Genomic DNA, 18,647 nt, shown 5'->3' with positions numbered 1-18,647 from the left:
CGGCTCCGGGGGCGCCTTTGCAACGAGGTTCCGGCGTCCCGGGTCCGCCGCGAGGCGGATGGGCGGCTTTTTAACCGAATAAATCGGCGGTCTGCGTCCAAAATTGTGATAGGAGCATGTCGCCAGTCGCGCGCCGCCGCTTCATCTGATATGGACGTTTTTGAACGCTCCAAGGGGCGTCGTTTCCGAAGACGCAAGGCGAATGCTTGGGATATTAGGATAGCGCATGCAATGGTTAACTAATCTTCCGCTTGGCGACAAACCCCTACTGCAAATCGCGGCGCTGGTGGGAATAGCGATCGTCGCCATTGCTATACTGATCGTCGCCTATCGCGTGTTGTTTGGCCATCGGTTGCGCTTTTCAGGCGGCGGCAAGGCGCGTCAGCCGCGGTTGGGCCTGGTCGACGCTTTTTCTCTGGACGGGCAACGCCAGCTTGTCATTGTGCGGCGCGACAATGTCGAGCATCTCTTGATGATCGGCGGCCCTAACGACATTGTCGTCGAGTCGCAAATCGTACGGGCGCAACCTCAGGCCCTGCCGCGCGAACAGGCCCAGCCGCGCGATAAGGAGGCCGCCACGTCCTCGGGGGCCGCGCCAGCCGCGCCCAAACCAGCGACGCCGGCGCCAATGCCAGTCCAGGCGCAAGCGCCCACGAAAGCCGCCGCCGCGCCGACGATACCGCCGCTTCGGTCCGTGACGCAGCCGGCGCCTGTCGTCATTCCCGCGCCTGTTCGCGCCGCGATTCGACCTGAGCCGGCTCCCGTCCCGCCGCCCAAGCCGCCGCAAATTCCAGCGCAGCCGCCGCAACAGACTGCCGCGCCGACTATCGCCCCCAACGCCCCCAAGGTTCAGCCTGCGATCGACCCCGTCGAAACCCGCGCGCCAGCCAAGCCTTTGGTCTTGCCGTTGCGGCCGGGCGCGCCTCCGCCTCCGACGCCCAAACCGTCGCCTTTGCCCCCCCCGATCGTCGTTTCGTCCGGGCCGTCGACCCCTCCCGCGGCGCCGACGAAGTCGCTGGTCATTCCTATGCCGCCGCCTGCTGCGTCTGCTCAGAAGGCCCCGAACCCTCCAGCGCCGCCGGCGCCCGCCGCCGGCGCTAAGGGCGACCCTTTCGCCGGATTGGATTCGCTCGAGGCGGAAATGGCGCGCCTGCTGGGGCGCGAGTCTTGAGGAAAGGCTAAGGAGTATTGCGCCCGGCCCTACATTCGCCCGGAAGCGGTCATGGCGGGCGAAGCGGCGGCTCGCCGACGGGTTTGGGTTGTCGAAGGCGTCGTTCAGTCCGGGGCGACTATTTCCGCGCGAACGCCGGGAAATAAAGCGTCAGCGCGCGCTCGTAAACGCGCGCCAGCATTTCGATGTCTTCGATGGAGGCGCGCTCGTCAACGCCATGCATCGTCTGGCCGACAAGCCCGAGTTCGACAACCGGGCAGGCCGTTTTGATGAAGCGCGCATCCGAGGTGCCCCCGCTCGTCGAGAGAACAGGCCGGCGCCCGACGATATCCTCGACCGCATCGCTCAGGAGCGTCGTGAAAGCGCCGCTTGGCGTGAGAAACGCGACCGCGTTGGTGGAATCGAATTTGAGATCGTAGCTTGCGCCATGGGCTGCGCCCTCGATTCGCTTTTCGATCTCTCCGCTCAAGCTCTCGGGCGACCACAAATCATTGAAGCGGACATTGAAGACAAGGCGGACTTCGCCTGGAATGACATTCGTCGCGCCATTGCCGACATCGACGCTGATGATTTCGAGATTGGACGCCTCGAACGATGAAGTTCCCGCGTCGAGCGCGGGCGCCTGCAGACAAGCGAGAATCGGCGCCAAGGCGCGGATCGGATTGCGGGCAAGATGGGGATAGGCGACATGGCCCTGTTTGCCGAGCAAGGTCAGGCGCCCTGTGAGCGAGCCACGCCGTCCGTTCTTCATCATATCGCCGAGCTTTTCACGGCTGGTTGGCTCGCCAAGGATGCAATGATCGAAAAGCTCGCCTTTCGCGCGCGCCCATTCGAGCAATTTCACCGTGCCGTTGACAGCCGGCCCTTCTTCATCGCCCGTGACGAGAAAGCTGATCGAACCCTTGAGGCCGCCGCCGTCGACGACGCGCAACGCGGCGGCGACCGCCGCGGCGAGGCCGCCTTTCATGTCGCAGGCGCCGCGGCCCCAGACCATGCCCTCGGCGACTTCGCCCGAGAACGGATCGAACCGCCATTTGTTGGGATCGCCGGTCGGCACCACATCGGTATGACCGGCGAACACGATATGCGGCGACTCAGCGCCGATGCGCGCATAGAGATTGTCGATCGTCGCCATGCCGGGTTCGGCGAAGGAAACAATTTCAGCCGCGAAGCCAGCCGCCTCGAGCAGCCCGCGCAGATAGGGCAATGCGCCGTCGTCGGCCGGCGTCACCGAACGTCGCGCGATCAGCCTGCGTGCGATTTCAACAGCATCGGGAGGGCTCACCGGACGCGCTTCCGGTGCTGATCGGCAGGCATCGCGCGTCGGGTTTGTTTTTCCTGATTCATTGCGAAAAGGTCACGCTGCTATCGCGGCCGCATTTCGCGCACGACTGCGGCCCAGTCGAGAGCGACGTCGTAGATCGGCGGCTCCAGATTGGAGAGAAGGTTCCACAGGCCGGCGCTCTGGCTGCGTTTGAGCGCTTTGATGAGAATCCGCCCATCCGCCAATCCGCATACGCACATGCGCCCTACAAGGTCATCGCCGGGCGGATCGCGCACATCGTCGTAGAACACCAACCAATTGTCGAACAGGGCGCCAAGCGAATGTCCGCGTATTTGCACGGCCACCGTATGGCCGCTTGCCGCATCGGGCGCCGGCACTTCGTCGAACGGCCCCTGTCCGTCGGAGTAGAAATGAGCCACCGCGCCCGCGCCGACATAGCCGACCAGCGGCACGCGCCCATCGCGCGGCGGCGCCCGCCCGCCGCCCACAAGGCGCGGCGGCTCGACGCCGAGATATTCGACGGCGACGGCGATTTCCTCGGCGCGCAAGCGGCGTGAGCCGTTGAGCAGGTCGGTCACCGCTGAGGGCGAACGCCCCAGGGCCTTGGCCAGGCCGCTGCGGGTCTTGCCGGTTTCCACAAGCGCTTTGCGAATCCAATCGACTGTCATTTCAAGACTATTCTGCTTTTCAGAACAAATGGCAATCATGAATTTCAGAAATATTTCTTGACAAAAAGTTCGGAAATATAGAACATAACGTGAACGCGTCACCGAACCGCGTCTTACTGTCTCAAACCCGATTGGAGCCAAGCGATGGGCAACGCCCGCGCGCGCCGACGCGCGCCCAGAAGCCAGACCCCACGTAGCGAAAGCGCGGGCGCTTGCGCCGCGCATCTCCGCGATCTGCAAAGCGCTCACGGCTGCGCGCCGCCCGATGTCATCGTGCCGCGACGTTCGGTCCCTGCGCGCCTTTCGCCCGAGCCGACCAGTTCGTTTTGCACCTCTCCGGGCGCGCTTTGTGCGGAGCTTGTGCGATGAAGAAGCGAAAGGCCGCCCACCATTCCAAAACGCCGCCCGCCGTTGACGCAAAGCTCGACGCCACCCCGGAACGCCTCGCCCGCGCGGCCGAGAGCGGACAATCGACGGAGCGCGGGATCGATCGCCCGCGCCGCATCGATGATCCCTTCGACGTCATGCGCGTTCATCGCGCGCTGGCCCCCCATGATTCTCGGCTCAACGATTTGCGCTGGCTGATCGGCGAAGCGCTTCGCCGGCTGCATCAGCGCGCGTGTCTCGATTCCTTGCGCGCCGTCGCGCCAGAGCGAATCGGTGGCGGCGGCTTCGGGCCGCGGTCGGGCCTGCCGACGACCGAAATAGCGCTCCATGCGCGCGACAAATTGCGTGAGGCCCAGAGACTCGCCGGCCCCGCCGCCTGGCCTATTGTGCGGCGCATCGTCATCGAAGGAGGCGGCGTTCGCGACTGCCGCGCCCATATTGCCGAGGTGACGACCGTTTGGCGCGCCGACGCGATCGTTACCGACCGTCTGCGCGTGGCGCTCGACGCGCTAGGCGTCCTTGTCGGCGTCACGGCCGGACGGCGATGAGCCTTGCGGCTGTCTGGCGCCGCGGCTGCGCACGGGCGCCTCTTGCTTCATCTTCCGTTCATCTCTTGCGTGTTCTTCTTTCACCGTTTCGTGAACTGCGAAGGAGAACACCGTGCTGTCACGTAAATTGGTAAGCTGCTCATTGGCCGCTCTTGCGGGCGCTGCAATGTTGACATTCTCGATGGCCCCGGCATCGGCCTTCACGCTGGCGTCGCCCTCGCTCGAGCAACCCTATGCTTCGGGGCAAATTCAGAAAGTCTGGTGGCATCATCACCGCCATTGCTGGCGCAATCGTTGGGGTCATCTGCGTTGCGGCTGGTAAGCGCAACGCGAAGACAGGGATCCCGCCTGATGTGAATCGATTGGCGGCGACGCGCAATCCCGATCCGCGAAAGCGACCTCCGCTTTCGCGGATTTTTATTGAAGCGGGCCTTACGGCCTAACCCTGCAGTTTCGCCATGAGCGCGTCGGAGATTTCGAAATTGGCGTAGACGTTCTGGACGTCGTCGTTTTCTTCCAGCGCGCCGACCAGCTTGAGGATTTTCTCGCCTGATTCGTCGTCGACCGCGATCGTATTTTGCGGCCGCCAGACAAGGGACGCCTTGCGCGGCTCGCCAAACTTCGCCTCCAGCGCCTTCTGTGCGTCGCGCAAGGATTCCAGCGCCGTTATCACCTCGTGGCCGTCCGCGCTGGACACCACGTCGTCCGCGCCCGCCTCGATCGCCGCCTCCAGCATCGCATCGTCCGAAGCGACGGATTTGTCGAACAGGATGAGGCCGACGCGATCGAACATGAACGAGACGGCGCCGGTTTCGGCGAGCGCGCCGCCTGCTTTGGTGAAGTTCGAGCGCACGTCGCCGGCCGTGCGGTTGCGATTGTCGGTCAGCGCCTCGACGATGACCGCGACGCCGCCGGGCGCATAACCTTCGTAACGCACTTCGTCGTAGTTCTCGCTTTCGCTGCCCGACGCCTTCTTGATCGCGCGATCGATATTGTCCTTGGGCATGTTCTCAGCCCGCGCGTCGATCACCGCGGCGCGCAGACGCGCATTCATCGCGGGGTCGGGCAGACCCATTTTGGCGGCGACGGTGATTTCCCGCGCCAGTTTGGAGAAGAGCTTGGAGCGGATCGCGTCCTGCTTGCCCTTCTTATGCATGATATTCTTGAATTGGCTATGACCGGCCATTTCCCGCCCCGAACGATGCGCCTGCGGCGCCTGATTGAAAACGGCGACCTATACGCTGGCGGGATCAGGATGGGAAGACTGGGCCTCTGCGTCGGATCATGAGGGGACGGAAGGCGAGGCGGCGACGGCGTCGTCCTTCGGGGCTGTGTCTGGCTTGTCCTTGGGGGCGGCCTTGCGCCAGCTTAGAATCCAATCGGACAATTGGTCGAGGTAGAGATAGATCACCGGCGTCGTGAACAGGGTCAGCGCCTGGCTGACGATGAGGCCGCCGACCATGGCATAGCCGAGCGGCTGCCTGATTTCCGAGCCGGTGCCCGTCCCCAGCATCAGCGGTATGCCGCCGAGCATCGCCGCCATGGTGGTCATCATGATCGGCCGGAAACGCAAGAGCGCGGCGCGGCGAATGGCGTCATGCGCCGACAAATGGTCGTCGCGCTCGGCGACGATGGCGAAATCGACGAGCATGATGCCGTTCTTCTTCACGATGCCGATGAGCAGGATGATGCCGATCAGCGCGATCAGGCTGAAGTCGAAATGAAACAACATCAGCATCGCCAGGGCGCCGACGCCTGCCGAAGGCAGAGTCGAAAGAATCGTCAACGGGTGAATGTAGCTTTCATAGAGGATGCCAAGGATCAGGTAGACGACCACCAGCGCCGCCAGGATCAGGAGCGGCACCGATGAAAGCGAATCCTGGAACGCCTGGGCTGTGCCCTGGAAGCTGGTGCTGACGGAGGCCGGCAGTTTCATTTCGTCCTGGATGCGCTGGATCGCGTCCGTCGCCTGACCGAGCGCGACGCCTTGCGCGAGATTGAAGCTGATCGTGGTCGCCGGGAACTGACCCTGGTGGCTGATCGATAGCGGCTGGACCGGCGTCGTCGTCCATTTCGCAAAGGTCGAAAGCGGCGCTTCGCCGCCCGTCGTCGGCGATTTCAGGAATATCTTGTCGAGCGTCGCCATGTCCTTTTGCAGGCTTGGCAAGACCTCCATAATCACTTCGTAGCTTGAGAGCTGTGTAAAATATTGGGCGATCTGGCGCTGGCCGAAGGCGTCGTAGAGCGTATCGTCGATCGTCTGCGCGGTCAGTCCGAAACGCGAGGCCTGATCGCGGTCGAAAGTCACTGTCAGCGTCGTGCCCGCCGTTTCCTGATCCGTCGCCACGTCGCGCAGTTCAGGCAAGCTCTGCATCTTGGCGAGCAGCTTGGGCGCCCATTCGTTGAGCTCGTTGATATCGGAATCTTGCAAGGTGTACTGATACTGGGTGCGCGTAGATCGCCCGCCAACGCGCACGTCCTGCGCGGATTGAAGGAATAATTTCGCGCCTTCGACCTTGTCGAGTTGCGGCCGCAAGCGCGCGATGATCTGGTCGGCGTTGACGGTGCGCTGATCGCGCGGCTTCAAAGTGACGAACATCCGGCCGTTATTGGATGGGTTTCCCGCGCCTCCTATCGACATCGCCACATGCGCGACGGCTGGATCTTTCTGGACGATCTCGCCGAGTTCAACCTGATGGCGCATCATGTCGGCGACGGAAATGTCTTGCGCGGCCTCGGATATGCCGGTGAGCAACCCCGTATCCTGCTGGGGAAAGAAGCCCTTCGGGACGATGATGAACAAATAGATCGATAGCGCCACCGTCGCGAGGAACGTGAGCAGCGTCAGGAAGCGGAATTTGAGCACGAAGTCGAGACCGCGCTCATAGCCTTTAAGCAGGGCGTCGAAGCCGCGTTCGCTCAACGCGTAGAGACGTCCGTGATGGGTCTCGTTGTGGGGTTTCAGGAAGCGCGAGGCCATCATCGGCGTCAAGGTCAGCGACACCGCGGCTGAAACGACGATGGTCATCGACAGGGTCACCGCGAATTCGCGGAACAACCGCCCGATGATGCCGCCCATCAGCAGCAGGGGAATCAGCACCGCGATCAGTGAAACGCTGATCGACATGATGGTGAAGCCGATCTCGCTTGAGCCCTTCAACGCCGCCGCCAACGGCGCCTCGCCCTCTTCGATATAGCGGGTGATGTTCTCGAGCATGACGATCGCATCGTCGACGACGAAGCCCACCGAAATCGTCAACGCCATCAGCGACAGATTGTCGAGCGTATAGCCCGCCACCCACATCAGCGAACAGGCGCCGAGCAACGCCAACGGCACCGTTACGCTCGGGATAATGGTGGCCCACAAGTTGCGTAGGAAAATGAAGATCACCATCACCACGAGCGCGATCGTCAGCAGCAACGTGAACTGCACGTCCTGGACGGCGGCGCGTATCGTTTGCGTACGGTCGCTCAAGGTGAAGACATTGATCGCCGGCGGCATCGACGCCTTTATGTGCGGCAGTTCGGCCAGTATCTTGTCGACCGTATCGATGACATTGGCGCCTGGCTGCTTATAAATAACCAGGAAGATGGCCCGCTTGCCGTCGGCCCAGGCGGCCTGCGTCGTGTCCTGCGGACCAGTCACCGCCTGGCCGATATCGCGCACTCGCAATGCGCCGCCGTTACGATAGGCGACGATGACGTCGTTCCAGTCCTTGGATTTGATCAATTGGTCGTTGGTGTAGATCGTGAACGCGCGATTGCCGCTGTAGATCGTGCCCTTTGGGTTATCCACGGTGACGACCGAGAGGGGTATGCGTACATCTTCGAGCGACAGCCCCTTGGCGACGAGTTTGGCCGGATCAAGCTGAATACGGATGGCCGGCTTCTGCTGTCCGCCGATGGTGACCTGGGCGACGCCCGGAACCTGGCTGATTTGCTGGGCGAGCTTGGTCTCGACATTGTCGTCGACTTCGGTCAACGGCAGCGTGTCGGAGGTCGCGCCGAGCAGAAGAACAGGCGAGTCGGCGGGATTCACCTTGCGATAGGTCGGTGGGCTCGGAAGATCCTTGGGCAATTGGCCGCCGGCGGCGTTGATCGCCCCCTGCACGTCGTTGGAGGCGCCGTCGATGTTGCGGTCGAGGTCGAACTGAATGGTGATCTGGGTCGACCCAAGCGTGCTGACGGAGGTCATCTCGGAGACGCCCGATATCTGCGCAAATTGCGTCTCGAGCGGTTGGGCCACGGAAGAGGCCATCGTGTCAGGGCTGGCGCCGGGAAGCTGGGCCGACACCTGAATGGTCGGGAAATCGACCTGCGGCAGCGGCGCCACCGGCAATTTTGGATAGGCGATGATGCCGACGAACAGAATGCCGACCATCAGAAGGGAGGTCGCGATAGGCAGCCGAATGAACGGCGCGGAGATGCCGCCCGCCATGATCAGGGCGCCTTGGCCGGCGCATTCGGCGCCGCGTTTTGAGCCGTAGCGGAAGAAGTCGCGTCGGTCGGTTCGACCAGGGCGCCTTGCTTCAATCGGTATTGGCCCGCGGTCACAACTTTTTGACCGGCGGTCAATCCCTGTGAGACCACCGACTGCCCGTTCCCTTCCTGGCTGACCTTGATGTCGCGTATCTCAACCTTGTTATCGTCGCCGACCACAAAGGCATAAAGCCCGTTTGGTCCGCGCTCTACCGCGCCTTCGGGCACGACGACGACTTGCTTCAGCGTATCAACCAGCAGGCGCGTCGCCACCGACAGGCCGGGCCACAGGACGTTATCCTCGTTGGCGAAGGTGGCCTTCATGCGGATGTCGCCGCTCGCCTGGTCGACAGCGTTGTTGACGAGAGCAAGATGGCCCTGCGACAGCGTCTTCAACCCGTCCGAGCTTAGCGCAGTGACAGGCACAGCCCCCGCGGCGAGCGCCTTGTTGATCTGCGGCACATCCTCTTCGGGCGCTGTGAACACGACGGAGATCGGCTGCAATTTGACGATCGTTACAATGCCCGTGGTGGCGCTCGCATGCACGATATTGCCGGGGTCGACAAGGCGAAAGCCCGTTTTCCCGGCCAGCGGCGACTTGATCGTCGTATAGTCGAGTTGCGTCTGGGCGTTGTCGACCGCCGCCTGGTCGCCCTTGATCTGTGCGGTCAGTTGATCGACCATCGCCTGCTGCGTGTCGAGCTGCTGGCGTGAGGCGAAGTCTTGTTTGGCGAGCGTGTTGTAGCGTTCGAGGTTGAGCTGCGCATTCTTGAGGTTCGCCTCGTCCTGCGCTTTTTTGGCCTGGGCCTGGTCGAGCGCCGCCTGATAGGGTCGCGGATCAATCTCGGCGAGAACATCGCCTTCCTTGACCATCTGCCCCTGTCTGAAACCGATCTTGACAATCTCGCCATCGACCCGGCTGTTGACTGTGACGGTGTCGTAAGGCTCCACCGTGCCTAGCCCATTCAAATAGACCGGAAAGTCGGCCGTTTGCGCCTGTGCGATGGTCACCGGAATGGCCGTGGGCTGCGGCTGGCCTTTATTGGCGGCGTCCGAGGCCGCTATCTCTGCGCCGTTTCCGGTGAAATGCCGCCAGCCGAAATAGCCGCCGAGCGCGACCGCCGCCAGGATAATGACGAGCGTCCATCCGCGGCGTGACTGTGAACCGTGAGATGGGGCCAAGGCGCACTCCCATGACGTCGCGGGCTAGGACAATTGGACAATGTCTAGGCCATCAGCAGGAAAATCCCGACGCGATATTACAGGTCGCCGGTCGATAGGTCGACGGGTCATATTTACGGGATGCGCCAGATCTCAAGGGCGACGCCTTGAAGGGGCGACGACCCGCTACCGGCTCATGACTCTAGGTTGGGCGTGAGCCCGAATCCGCGTCAGAGGCACGATCTATCCGTTCTGATCGGCTCCCCAGAAATCCGGTTCGGCCGGCGCGAGCCGCCCGCCGATCCGCACGGGCGCGATTTTTCGGGCGAGGCCCTTGGGGCCGATCTCCACCGCCACGCCGCTCAGCGTCGCCGGGCCGCTGGCGGGCTCGAAACGGCCCGACGGAATGCGCCGCGTGAAGCGGCGCAGCGGCTCCTCCTTGTCCATGCCGATGACCGAATCGTAATCGCCGGTCATGCCTGCCTCCGTCGCATAGGCGGTGCCCCCTTGCAGGATGCGATGATCGGCGCTGGGCGTATGGGTGTGGGTGCCCACCACCAGACTGGCGCGCCCATCGACAAAATGCCCAAAAGCCTGTTTTTCGCTGGTCGCTTCGGCATGGAAGTCGATCACCGCCGCGTCGCAGGCGAGGCCCAGCGGGCAGGCGCTCAGTTCCTGTTCGATGCGCGCGAAGGGATCGTCGAGCGCGTCCATGAAGACGCGGCCCATCATATTGACGACGAGCACTTTGGCGCCATTGGCCGCCTCGATCAGATTGGCGCCGCGCCCCGGCGTGCCCGGCGGAAAATTGGCCGGGCGGATCAGCCTCGGCTGGCGTTCGATATAGACGAGCGCCTCGCGCTGGTCGAAGGCGTGATTGCCGAGCGTGACGGCGTCGGCGCCGGCGTCGAGGAATTCCTCGCAGATCGCTTCGGTGATGCCGAATCCACCGGCGGCGTTCTCGCCGTTGACGATGACAAAATCGAGCCGCCATCGGGCGCGCAGCAGCGGCAATTGCGTGAGAAGAACGGTGCGGCCGGATCGTCCGACGACATCGCCGACAAAGAGAAGACGCATCGGTTCAGCCGTCCCTGCAATCGATCAATTCGCGCTCCGTCAGAATGAAATCGAGGCGCTGATCATGGGGCTCGTCGGGAATGGCGGGCGCCTGCGCGGCGTCGTAAGCGACTCCGACGGCCGTGACAGGTCCAGCGGCGCGCAGCGCGGCCAGGGTTCGATCATAATGGCCCGCGCCATAGCCGATGCGGTGGCCGCGACGGTCGAAACAGGCGAGGGGCACGAAAAGCAGGTCGGGATCGAGCGCCTTGGCGCTCGCGAGGGGCTCTGGAACTTTCATCGCGCCGGGAATGGTGAGATCGCCGGGACGCCATTGCCGGAAGACGAGGGGGGCGGCGCGTGAGACCGTGGTTGGCAGCCCAGTGCAAAAGCCGTGCGCCGCGAGTGCTGCGAGCAGCGGCAGCGTGTCAGGCTCACCGCGAATAGGGAAGAACGCCGATACGGCGCGCGCGCCGATCCGCCGCGCGATGGCCAGGCCCTCCTCGGCAAGACGGGCGGAGAACGATTCCCGGACTTTGGAATCGAGCGCGCGGCGCCGCTGCAAGGCTTGTTGGCGCAAGCTGTCCTTGCGGGCGGCGGGGGCTGTCGGCATCTCTGGGGATCAATCCGAAAAGAAAAGCGCGGGGCCGCGATGGCCGTTGGACGGTGATCCCGGGTACCTACGTAAGTAGGTGGGCGCCATATGACCAAGTCCACGGACAAGGCCAGGGACAGCTCCCGTTGGGATCGTATGGCCCCGGGGAAAAGTGTCCTGACGAACCCCACAGCTCCGCAAGGCCTATGTAAGCGCACACTCCAGAAAAGACCAGCGCGGTTGCGGGCGCATGCCGTCAGGTGTATATACGTTTCTATATGCTCGTATAGACAAGGAGTTATAGAGTGGCTTTTTCGGTGAGAAGCAAGGTGGTTGACGCCGCGGTGCGCCGTTTGGCCAAGCTCAAGCACAAGACCTTGACCGACACGATTCTTGAAGCCGTTGAAAATGAGCACCGGCGCATTCAGGGCGGAGCGTCTTTGATCGACCGTCTTGCGGCCATTTCGGCTCGATACCAGACGTTTCCCGAAACCGGTCTGGCGGCCGACAAAGCGTTTTTTGATGAAATGTCGGGGGATGCGTAATGTTCGTCGACGCTTCGGCGATCATCGCGATCATCGCCGACGAACCGGACCGGCTTTCGCTTTCCGCGCGTCTCGCCCAGGCGCGCGAAATTTATGTGTCGCCTTTCGTTGTCTATGAAGCCACAACAGGTCTCGCGCGCCAACGCGCCTGCTCCATCGAGGACGCGGAGAAGCTAGTCGCTCTCTTCGTTGACGAGGCTCGCGCCAGCATGATTGACATCACAGTCGGAATTGCGCGAGAGGCCGCCCGAACGTTCGGGCGCTTCGGTCGCGGAAAACATAAAGCCAGCCTCAACATGGGCGATTGCTTCGCCTATGCCTGCGCGCGGGAGCGCGACCTGTCGCTGCTCTTCAAGGGAAATGACTTCGTCTACACGGATATTGAAGTGGCGTAGCAGGGTTGCGGCCCCCCGCGCCTGAAACTATGGTGCGCCGCTTTCGAACCCCTTCGACCCCATCAGGACCCCAAGATCATGGCCTTTATCGCCGACGCCCTTGCCCGCGTGAAGCCTTCTGCGACCATCGCGGTGACGCAAAAGGCGCGCGATTTGAAAGCGCAGGGCCGCGATGTTATTTCCCTGTCAGTCGGCGAGCCCGATTTCGACACGCCCGACAACATCAAGAAGGCGGGGATTGCGGCGATCGAACGCGGCGACACCAAATATCCCCCGGTGCTTGGCATCATGCCCCTGCGCGAGGCGATCGCGGCCAAGTTCAAGCGCGAAAACGGCCTCGACTATAAGGCCGCCCAAACGGTCGTCGGCACCGGCGGCAAGCAGATCCTCTACAACGCGTTTTTGACCACCCTCAACAAGGGCGATGAAGTCATTATCCCCGCGCCTTATTGGGTCAGCTATCCCGACATGGTGCTGATCAATGGCGGCGAGCCGGTGTTCGTCGCCACGACGATGGCGCATTCGTTCAAGCTCCAGCCCGAGGACCTCGAGCGCGCGATCACGCCGCGCACGAAATGGCTGGTGCTGAACTCGCCCTCGAACCCGTCCGGCGCCGCCTATACGCGCGACGAATTGAAGGCGTTGACCGATGTGCTGATGCGTCATCCCCAGGTCTGGGTGCTGACCGACGATATGTACGAGCATCTCGTCTATGGCGACTTCGTGTTCACGACGCCGGCGCAGGTCGAGCCCGGCCTGATGGATCGCACGCTGACGATGAACGGCGTGTCGAAAGCCTATGCGATGACCGGCTGGCGCATCGGCTATGCCGCCGGCCCGGCCGAGCTCATCAAGGCGATGGATATGGTGCAGGGTCAGCAGACATCCGGCGCCTGCACGATCGCGCAATGGGCTTCGGTCGAGGCGCTGAACGGGCCGCAGGATTTCATCCCTGTGCGTCGCAAGGCGTTCGAGGAGCGGCGCGATCTCGTCGTCTCCATGCTCAACCAGGCGCAGCATTTGAAATGCCCTTCGCCGGAAGGCGCCTTCTATGTCTATCCCTCCTGCGCGGGGGCGATCGGCAAGAAAGGCCCGTCCGGCAAGGTTATTCAATCGGACGAGGATTTCGTCTCTGAATTGCTGGAGGCGCAGGGCGTCGCTGTGGTGCATGGCTCGGCCTTCGGCCTCGGCCCGAACTTCCGTATCTCCTACGCGACCTCGACCGCGGTGCTGGAGGACGCATGCCGGAAAATCCAGCGGTTTACGGCGGAACTGAGGTAGGGCGGGGCGGTCTGGCGCGCGTGGCCGTACGGCGCTGCATCATCGGATGGAGCCCGAGACGGCCAAGCGTTTCGCTCAAGCGGGGCCGAACGCTCGCAGCAAACCATTGGCGCAGAAATATGCTGACGCTCGCTGCGTCGATGACGATCGGCGCCGCCGCCGCGCAAGACGGCAAAGACTGTTTTTCTCAGGACGCTCATCTGAATGTCTGCGAAAAAGCGCGCGCCTTGCAGGCCAAAATCGCGCAATTGCTGCCCATCCAGATGAAGACGAACGTTATCTTCACCAAGGTCGGGGCGGTGGGGACGCGCGTTGTCATCACAGCGAACTGGGGACTCAGCAAATCGGAGTTTGACGCCTCCTCGCATGCCTCCGGCATGTCCGCGCGCGATCTTGCTTCGCAGGTGGAATCGAACATGCGCGGCTCGGTTTGCAGCGAGCCGATCATGGCGACGTTTGTGCGTCTGGGCGGACAGGTGCAGTACCTCTACCAGACCAAAGACGGCCATATCGTCCTGTCGCCGATTGTGACGGGGTGTTGAGCGATTGAGGGCCGTCCTCCGTGGCGCGATGTCGGGTCGGGACGAGGGTTGTTCGCGCCGAGCTGTCAGCGCCGCCGCATTCGTGGTCGTCGCCGTGCGCGCCTCTTTTTCAGGCACGTCGATTCTCGATAAGTAATACGATCAACCATCTTAGACTAAATGTGCAGACAGAGCGTCTCATCTCCGCGAGGCGGCGTTCCACAAATGGCTGGACAATAATGAAGAACGCCCCATAACTTGGGGCATGACCGGCCAAGCTTGCAAAAGGCCGGCATAGGAGGACGCCATGCAATTCAAGGTGGCCGGCTTCGCGCTGGCGGTTGGTCTTATCGCCGTTCCGGCGTTCGCCGACGATACGATCAAGATCGGCTACATCGATCCTTTGTCCGGGGGCGGCGCCTCCGTCGGCGAAGGCGGTCTGAAGACCTTCCAGTACCTCGCCGAGCAGATCAACGCCGCCGGCGGGCTGAATGGCAAGAAGGTCGAAATTGTCGGCCTGGACAATAAGACGAATGCGCAGGAAAGCCTCATCCAGGCGCAGAAAGCCGCGGATCAGGGCATCCGCATCATCACTCAGGGAAACGGCTCATCAGTCGGCGTCGCCTTGTCCGATTGGGTGACCAAATTCAACGATCGCAATCCTGGCAAGGAGATGCTCTATCTCAATTATGCCGCGGTCGATCCTGTTCTGACCAATGACAAATGTTCCTATTGGCATTTTCGCTGGGACGCGAATTCCGACATCAAGATGGCGGCGTTGACGACCTATTTGAAGGATCGGCCGAACGTCAAGAAAATCTACCTGATCAACCAGGACTATTCTTTCGGTCAGTCCGTGCGCACCCAGGCTCGAGCGATGCTGAAAGAGAAGCGTCCCGATATCGAGATCGTTGGCGACGAACTGCACCCGCTGCTCAAAATCACCGATTTTTCGCCTTACATCGCCAAGATCAAGGCTTCTGGCGCGGACGCGGTCATCACCGGCAATTGGGGCCAGGACATCGCGCTTCTGTTGAAGGCCGCGGCCGACGCCGGCCTGCAGACGGACTGGTACACCTATTATGCCGGCGGCGCCGGCGGACCGACCGCGATCAAGCAGACCGGCCTGTCGCATCGGGTGTTCCAGATCAATGAAGGCCTGCCGAATTCGGCGCCGGCCGCCGCGCAAAAGTTCGAGACCGATTTTCGCGCCAAAGTCGGCATCGGCCTTTGGTATCCGCGCGCCGTGAACGAGATGCGTATGCTCGCCATGGCGATCACCCAGGCCAAGGCCGACGACGCAAAATCCGTCGCCGCGCAATTGGAGGGCATGTCGACGGAGGCCCTCGACGGCGATCCCGCCACAATGCGCAAGGACGATCATCAGCTCTTCCAGGACATCTACATCGGCAGCTTCGGGCCGCTCGATCCGGGCGCCAAATTCGATGAGGAAGGCACGGGCTGGGGCTGGAAGACTCAAGGCGTGGTGAAGGGCGCGGATACGATCTTGCCGACCACCTGCAAGATGGAGCGTCCGTAATTCTCGCCGCCGGACGGCGCCATCCGTCCGGCGCCGTCCGCGCGCTTCTCCAGTCGGTTGGCTTACGATGCTGCAGCTCGTCATATTCTCGACGCTCAACGGCGTGCTTTACGGCATGCTGCTTTTCATGATGGCGAGCGGCCTGACACTGATCTTCAGCATGATGGGCGTGCTCAATTTCGCTCATGCCAGCTTCTATATGCTGGGCGCCTATTTCGGCTTCGAGATCAGCCGGCGCCTCGGCTTCTGGCCTAGCTTCTTCGTCGCGCCGCTGTTGGTGGGGGCGCTCGGCGCATTGGTCGAGCGCTACGGCCTGAGGCGCGTGCATAAGTTCGGCCACGTCTCCGAGCTGCTGTTCACCTTTGGGCTCGCCTTTATCATCGAAGAACTCACGCAAATGTTCTGGGGCAAATTGCCGGTGGACTATCGCGTGCCGCCCTCGCTCGATTTCGTCGCGTTTCGCCTGCTGGACACCACTTATCCCGCCTATCGCATGTTCATGCTGCTGACGGCGATTGCGATGTTTGTGTTTCTGCTGGCGATCCTCACCCGCACGCGAATCGGGCTGATCGTCCAGGCCGCGCTGACGCATCCCGATACGGTCGCGATGCTGGGCCATAACGTGCCCCGCATTTTCATGATCGTGTTCGGCGTGGGCGCCGCGCTGGCGGGACTTGCCGGCGTGATCGCCGGCCCCGCCTTGGTGACGCAGCCGTCGATGGCGAGTTCCCTCGGGCCGATCCTGTTCGTCGTTATCGTCGTTGGCGGGCTGGGGTCGCTGCAGGGCGCCTTTTTCGCATCCCTGTTGATCGGTGTGGTGCAAACCTTCGCCGTGGCGATGAATTATTCCCTCGCCGAGGCTTTCGGCGCGAATGCGCCGCCGTTGCTGGGCGACCTGTGGCAAGTGACGATCGCGCAACTGGCGCCGATCATCCCCTATGCGCTGCTCGTCCTGATGCTGATCTTGCGTCCCACCGGGCTGATGGGAACGCGCGAAACATGACCTCGACGATCCTGCGGGCGCTCTCGCCTTGGTTGCTTCTGGCCCTGCTGTTTGCGCTGGCGCCGCAGGCGTTCCCATCGGCGTCGGCGCTGACGATGATGAGCGTGATGGGCGTGATGATCATTTTCGCCCTGTCTTACAATATTTTGCTCGGCCAGACGGGTTTGCTGTCCTTTGGCCACGCCGTCTATTACGGCCTGGGCGGTTTCGTCACGATCCATGCGATGAACGCGATCATCCACGCAAAGCTCAACCTGCCCGCGCCATTCCTTCCCCTTATCGGCGGCCTCGCGGGATTGGCGTTCGGAGCCCTGTTCGGCCTCGTCTCGACCAAGCGCGCGGGCATCGTCTTTTCGATGATCTCGCTCGGCCTCGGCGAGCTCGTTTCGTCGAGCTCCTTTATCTTGCGCAGCTTCTTTGGCGGCGAGGAGGGGATCACCACCAACCGCACCAAGCTGGCGCCGTTCTTCGGGCACAAGTTCGGCCCGCAGATTGAAGTCTATTATCTCGTCGCGGTCTGGTGCTTCGTCTGCATCGTTGCAATGTATGCGCTGACGCGCACGCCGTTCGGGCGCATGTGCAACGCGGTGCGCGACAATCCCGAACGCGCCGAGTTCATCGGCTATTCCCCGCGCATGTTGCGTTTCATCTCCTTCTGCTTCGCCGCCTTTTTCGCGGGCGTCGCCGGCGGGCTGGCGGTGCTCAATTTCGAGATCATGAACGCCCAGCAGCTCGGCGCGCAACAATCGAGCCTGGTCCTTGTGATGGCCTATGTCGGCGGGGCCGGCTTTTTCTTCGGTCCGATCATCGGGGCGGTGATCATGACGTTTCTGCAGATCACGCTTTCCGACCTGACGAGCGCCTGGCAGCTCTATTTCGGCCTGCTTTTTATCGCGGTGGTGCTCTATGCGCCCGGCGGCGTGGCGGGTTGGCTGATGTTGCATGCCGAGGCGGCGCGCCGGGGCGAATTGTGGCGGCTGGCGCCCGCCTATGCGCTGATCGCGCCGGCGTTCGCCGCGGGCCTGATCGGCGCCGTCATGATTGTCGAACTCGCGCATCATCTGTTCGACCAGGCGCTTGACGAAGGCTCGGCGATGCGCCTCTTTGGCGTTGACGTCGATGCGGCTTCGATGGCGCCGTGGCTTGTCGCGTTGCTGCTGCTTGGCGCCGGGATCGGCCTCGGCCGGCTGCTCTGGCCGCGAGTCGGAGACGCCTGGGGCGTCGTCGCCGCGCGGCTCAACCGGGCGGCGGCGGCATGAGCGCGGCGCTCTCGCTCGTCGACCTGCATAAGAGCTTCGGCTTGACGCAGATCATTCGCGGCCTTTCGCTTGAGGTTGCGGCGGGCGAGCGTCACGCCATCATCGGCCCCAATGGCGCGGGCAAATCGACATTGTTTCACCTCATCAGCGGCCGCCTGAAGCCGACCTCGGGCGAGATTCGGCTGAACGGCGAACGCATCGGCGGGCTGCGCCCTTATGAGATCAACCGGCGCGGCCTCGCGCGCAGTTTTCAGGTCACGAATATTTTTCCAAAATTGTCGGTTTACGAGAATCTGCGCTGCGCCGCGTTGTGGTCGCTTGGCCACAAATATTCGTTCTGGACGCGCATCGAGGGACTGCGCGACGCCCGTGCGCGCGCCGAATCGCTGATGGAGCGCATTGGGCTGACGGCGCGGCGCGATGCGCCCGCGGGCGTGTTGAGCTACGCCGAGCAGCGCGCGCTGGAGATCGGCGTGACGATCGCCGGCGACGCCGATGTGATCATGCTGGACGAACCGACGGCGGGCATGAACAACACCGAGACCGAACAGGCGGTGGCGCTGATCCGCAAGGTCACGGAGGGCAAGACCCTCGTCATGGTAGAACATGACATGGGCGTGGTTTTCGGCCTGGCCGACCGCATCTCCGTGCTGGTCTATGGCCAGATCATCGCCTGCGACACGCCGGCCCGCATTCGTGAGAACGACGCCGTGCGCGAGGCTTATCTCGGACAGGCAGGCCATTGATGAGGGC

Annotated in this window: 18 protein-coding genes and 1 other RNA gene; 10 read left to right on the top strand and 9 right to left on the bottom strand. The window is 62.7% G+C overall.

Annotated elements, in window-relative coordinates:
• Positions 1-226: 226 nt before the first annotated feature.
• Positions 227-1,171 carry a flagellar biosynthetic protein FliO gene (locus GSQ90_RS31860; RefSeq protein ID WP_158818999.1) on the top strand — a complete coding sequence of 315 codons (945 nt, stop codon included), beginning with the start codon at positions 227-229 and terminating at the stop codon, positions 1,169-1,171.
• A gap of 118 nt (positions 1,172-1,289) precedes the next feature.
• On the opposite strand, the gene dapE is transcribed toward GSQ90_RS31860, so the two are convergent.
• On the bottom strand, positions 1,290-2,456 hold the full coding sequence (dapE, locus tag GSQ90_RS31855) for a succinyl-diaminopimelate desuccinylase (protein ID WP_158818998.1): 1,167 nt from the start codon (positions 2,454-2,456) through the stop codon (positions 1,290-1,292).
• A gap of 80 nt (positions 2,457-2,536) precedes the next feature.
• Positions 2,537-3,124 (bottom strand): helix-turn-helix transcriptional regulator, encoded by a 588-nt coding sequence (locus GSQ90_RS31850; RefSeq protein WP_158818997.1) that lies wholly within the window; start codon positions 3,122-3,124, stop codon positions 2,537-2,539.
• A 365-nt stretch (positions 3,125-3,489) separates the two neighbouring features.
• On the opposite strand from GSQ90_RS31850, the gene GSQ90_RS31845 reads away from it, so the two are divergent.
• Positions 3,490-4,059, top strand: coding sequence for a hypothetical protein (locus GSQ90_RS31845; RefSeq protein WP_158818996.1), 570 nt, complete (start codon positions 3,490-3,492; stop codon positions 4,057-4,059).
• Here the strand turns inward: GSQ90_RS31845 and GSQ90_RS31840 are convergent.
• From GSQ90_RS31840 to ssrS, 7 genes are all read right to left on the bottom strand, one after another.
• On the bottom strand, positions 4,021-4,263 hold the full coding sequence (locus GSQ90_RS31840) for a hypothetical protein (RefSeq protein WP_158818995.1): 243 nt from the start codon (positions 4,261-4,263) through the stop codon (positions 4,021-4,023). The two genes, GSQ90_RS31845 and GSQ90_RS31840, sit on opposite strands and share 39 nt — an antisense overlap.
• A 235-nt stretch (positions 4,264-4,498) precedes the next feature.
• Positions 4,499-5,245 carry a YebC/PmpR family DNA-binding transcriptional regulator gene (locus GSQ90_RS31835; protein ID WP_158818994.1) on the bottom strand — a complete coding sequence of 249 codons (747 nt, stop codon included), beginning with the start codon at positions 5,243-5,245 and terminating at the stop codon, positions 4,499-4,501.
• A 96-nt stretch (positions 5,246-5,341) separates the two neighbouring features.
• Positions 5,342-8,497 (bottom strand): efflux RND transporter permease subunit, encoded by a 3,156-nt coding sequence (locus GSQ90_RS31830; protein ID WP_158818993.1) that lies wholly within the window; start codon positions 8,495-8,497, stop codon positions 5,342-5,344.
• A 2-nt stretch (positions 8,498-8,499) separates the two neighbouring features.
• Positions 8,500-9,720: an efflux RND transporter periplasmic adaptor subunit gene (locus GSQ90_RS31825; RefSeq protein WP_246731866.1), complete on the bottom strand. Its 1,221-nt coding sequence runs from the start codon at positions 9,718-9,720 to the stop codon at positions 8,500-8,502.
• Between the two features lie 222 nt (positions 9,721-9,942).
• A complete protein-coding gene (locus GSQ90_RS31820; RefSeq protein WP_158818992.1) occupies positions 9,943-10,776 on the bottom strand; it encodes a TIGR00282 family metallophosphoesterase in 834 nt (277 codons plus the stop codon).
• 4 nt (positions 10,777-10,780) lie between these two features.
• Positions 10,781-11,368, bottom strand: a complete 588-nt coding sequence (locus GSQ90_RS31815; protein ID WP_158818991.1) for a 5-formyltetrahydrofolate cyclo-ligase — start codon at positions 11,366-11,368, stop codon at positions 10,781-10,783.
• A 27-nt stretch (positions 11,369-11,395) separates the two neighbouring features.
• A non-coding RNA gene (ssrS, locus tag GSQ90_RS31810) (6S RNA) lies at positions 11,396-11,549 on the bottom strand.
• Positions 11,550-11,655: 106 nt separating this feature from the next.
• Between ssrS and GSQ90_RS31805 the strand changes: the two genes are divergently transcribed.
• The 8 genes from GSQ90_RS31805 (at position 11,656) to GSQ90_RS31770 (ending at position 18,640) form a co-directional block, all read left to right on the top strand.
• Positions 11,656-11,895, top strand: coding sequence for a type II toxin-antitoxin system VapB family antitoxin (locus tag GSQ90_RS31805; RefSeq protein ID WP_158818990.1), 240 nt, complete (start codon positions 11,656-11,658; stop codon positions 11,893-11,895).
• Entirely contained in the window at positions 11,895-12,290 is a 396-nt protein-coding gene (locus tag GSQ90_RS31800; RefSeq protein WP_158818989.1) for a type II toxin-antitoxin system VapC family toxin, read from the top strand. Before GSQ90_RS31805 ends, GSQ90_RS31800 begins: the two co-directional genes overlap by 1 nt.
• Before the next feature lie 78 nt (positions 12,291-12,368).
• On the top strand, positions 12,369-13,571 hold the full coding sequence (locus tag GSQ90_RS31795; protein WP_158818988.1) for a pyridoxal phosphate-dependent aminotransferase: 1,203 nt from the start codon (positions 12,369-12,371) through the stop codon (positions 13,569-13,571).
• A gap of 119 nt (positions 13,572-13,690) precedes the next feature.
• Entirely contained in the window at positions 13,691-14,113 is a 423-nt protein-coding gene (locus GSQ90_RS31790) for a hypothetical protein (RefSeq protein WP_158818987.1), read from the top strand.
• Positions 14,114-14,399: 286 nt separating this feature from the next.
• A complete protein-coding gene (locus GSQ90_RS31785) occupies positions 14,400-15,632 on the top strand; it encodes a branched-chain amino acid ABC transporter substrate-binding protein (RefSeq protein ID WP_158818986.1) in 1,233 nt (410 codons plus the stop codon).
• A 67-nt stretch (positions 15,633-15,699) separates the two neighbouring features.
• A complete protein-coding gene (locus GSQ90_RS31780; RefSeq protein WP_158818985.1) occupies positions 15,700-16,635 on the top strand; it encodes a branched-chain amino acid ABC transporter permease in 936 nt (311 codons plus the stop codon).
• Complete coding sequence (locus GSQ90_RS31775; protein WP_158818984.1) at positions 16,632-17,894, top strand: branched-chain amino acid ABC transporter permease; 1,263 nt, start codon at positions 16,632-16,634, stop codon at positions 17,892-17,894. The genes GSQ90_RS31780 and GSQ90_RS31775 overlap by 4 nt, the downstream gene beginning before the upstream one ends.
• Positions 17,891-18,640: an ABC transporter ATP-binding protein gene (locus tag GSQ90_RS31770; RefSeq protein WP_158818983.1), complete on the top strand. Its 750-nt coding sequence runs from the start codon at positions 17,891-17,893 to the stop codon at positions 18,638-18,640. The genes GSQ90_RS31775 and GSQ90_RS31770 overlap by 4 nt, the downstream gene beginning before the upstream one ends.
• Positions 18,641-18,647: the final 7 nt, after the last annotated feature.

It is taken from the genome of Methylocapsa sp. S129 (genome assembly GCF_009765995.1).
Lineage (GTDB): Bacteria > Pseudomonadota > Alphaproteobacteria > Rhizobiales > Beijerinckiaceae > Roseiarcus.
The sequence above is the reverse complement of the archived record's forward strand: the minus strand, read 5'-3'. Positions and strand labels throughout refer to the sequence as shown.

Excerpts from the sequence above, each read along its gene's own strand:
- GSQ90_RS31860 (WP_158818999.1), top strand. The coding sequence starts at position 227 with ATGCAATGGTTAACTAATCTTCCGCTTGGCGACAAACCCCTACTGCAA.
- GSQ90_RS31850 (WP_158818997.1), bottom strand. The coding sequence starts at position 3,124 with ATGACAGTCGATTGGATTCGCAAAGCGCTTGTGGAAACCGGCAAGACC.
- GSQ90_RS31845 (WP_158818996.1), top strand. The coding sequence starts at position 3,490 with ATGAAGAAGCGAAAGGCCGCCCACCATTCCAAAACGCCGCCCGCCGTT.
- GSQ90_RS31835 (WP_158818994.1), bottom strand. The coding sequence starts at position 5,245 with ATGGCCGGTCATAGCCAATTCAAGAATATCATGCATAAGAAGGGCAAG.
- GSQ90_RS31830 (WP_158818993.1), bottom strand. The coding sequence starts at position 8,497 with ATGGCGGGCGGCATCTCCGCGCCGTTCATTCGGCTGCCTATCGCGACC.
- GSQ90_RS31820 (WP_158818992.1), bottom strand. The coding sequence starts at position 10,776 with ATGCGTCTTCTCTTTGTCGGCGATGTCGTCGGACGATCCGGCCGCACC.
- GSQ90_RS31815 (WP_158818991.1), bottom strand. The coding sequence starts at position 11,368 with ATGCCGACAGCCCCCGCCGCCCGCAAGGACAGCTTGCGCCAACAAGCC.
- GSQ90_RS31800 (WP_158818989.1), top strand. The coding sequence starts at position 11,895 with ATGTTCGTCGACGCTTCGGCGATCATCGCGATCATCGCCGACGAACCG.
- GSQ90_RS31795 (WP_158818988.1), top strand. The coding sequence starts at position 12,369 with ATGGCCTTTATCGCCGACGCCCTTGCCCGCGTGAAGCCTTCTGCGACC.
- GSQ90_RS31790 (WP_158818987.1), top strand. The coding sequence starts at position 13,691 with ATGCTGACGCTCGCTGCGTCGATGACGATCGGCGCCGCCGCCGCGCAA.
- GSQ90_RS31785 (WP_158818986.1), top strand. The coding sequence starts at position 14,400 with ATGCAATTCAAGGTGGCCGGCTTCGCGCTGGCGGTTGGTCTTATCGCC.
- GSQ90_RS31780 (WP_158818985.1), top strand. The coding sequence starts at position 15,700 with ATGCTGCAGCTCGTCATATTCTCGACGCTCAACGGCGTGCTTTACGGC.
- GSQ90_RS31775 (WP_158818984.1), top strand. The coding sequence starts at position 16,632 with ATGACCTCGACGATCCTGCGGGCGCTCTCGCCTTGGTTGCTTCTGGCC.
- GSQ90_RS31770 (WP_158818983.1), top strand. The coding sequence starts at position 17,891 with ATGAGCGCGGCGCTCTCGCTCGTCGACCTGCATAAGAGCTTCGGCTTG.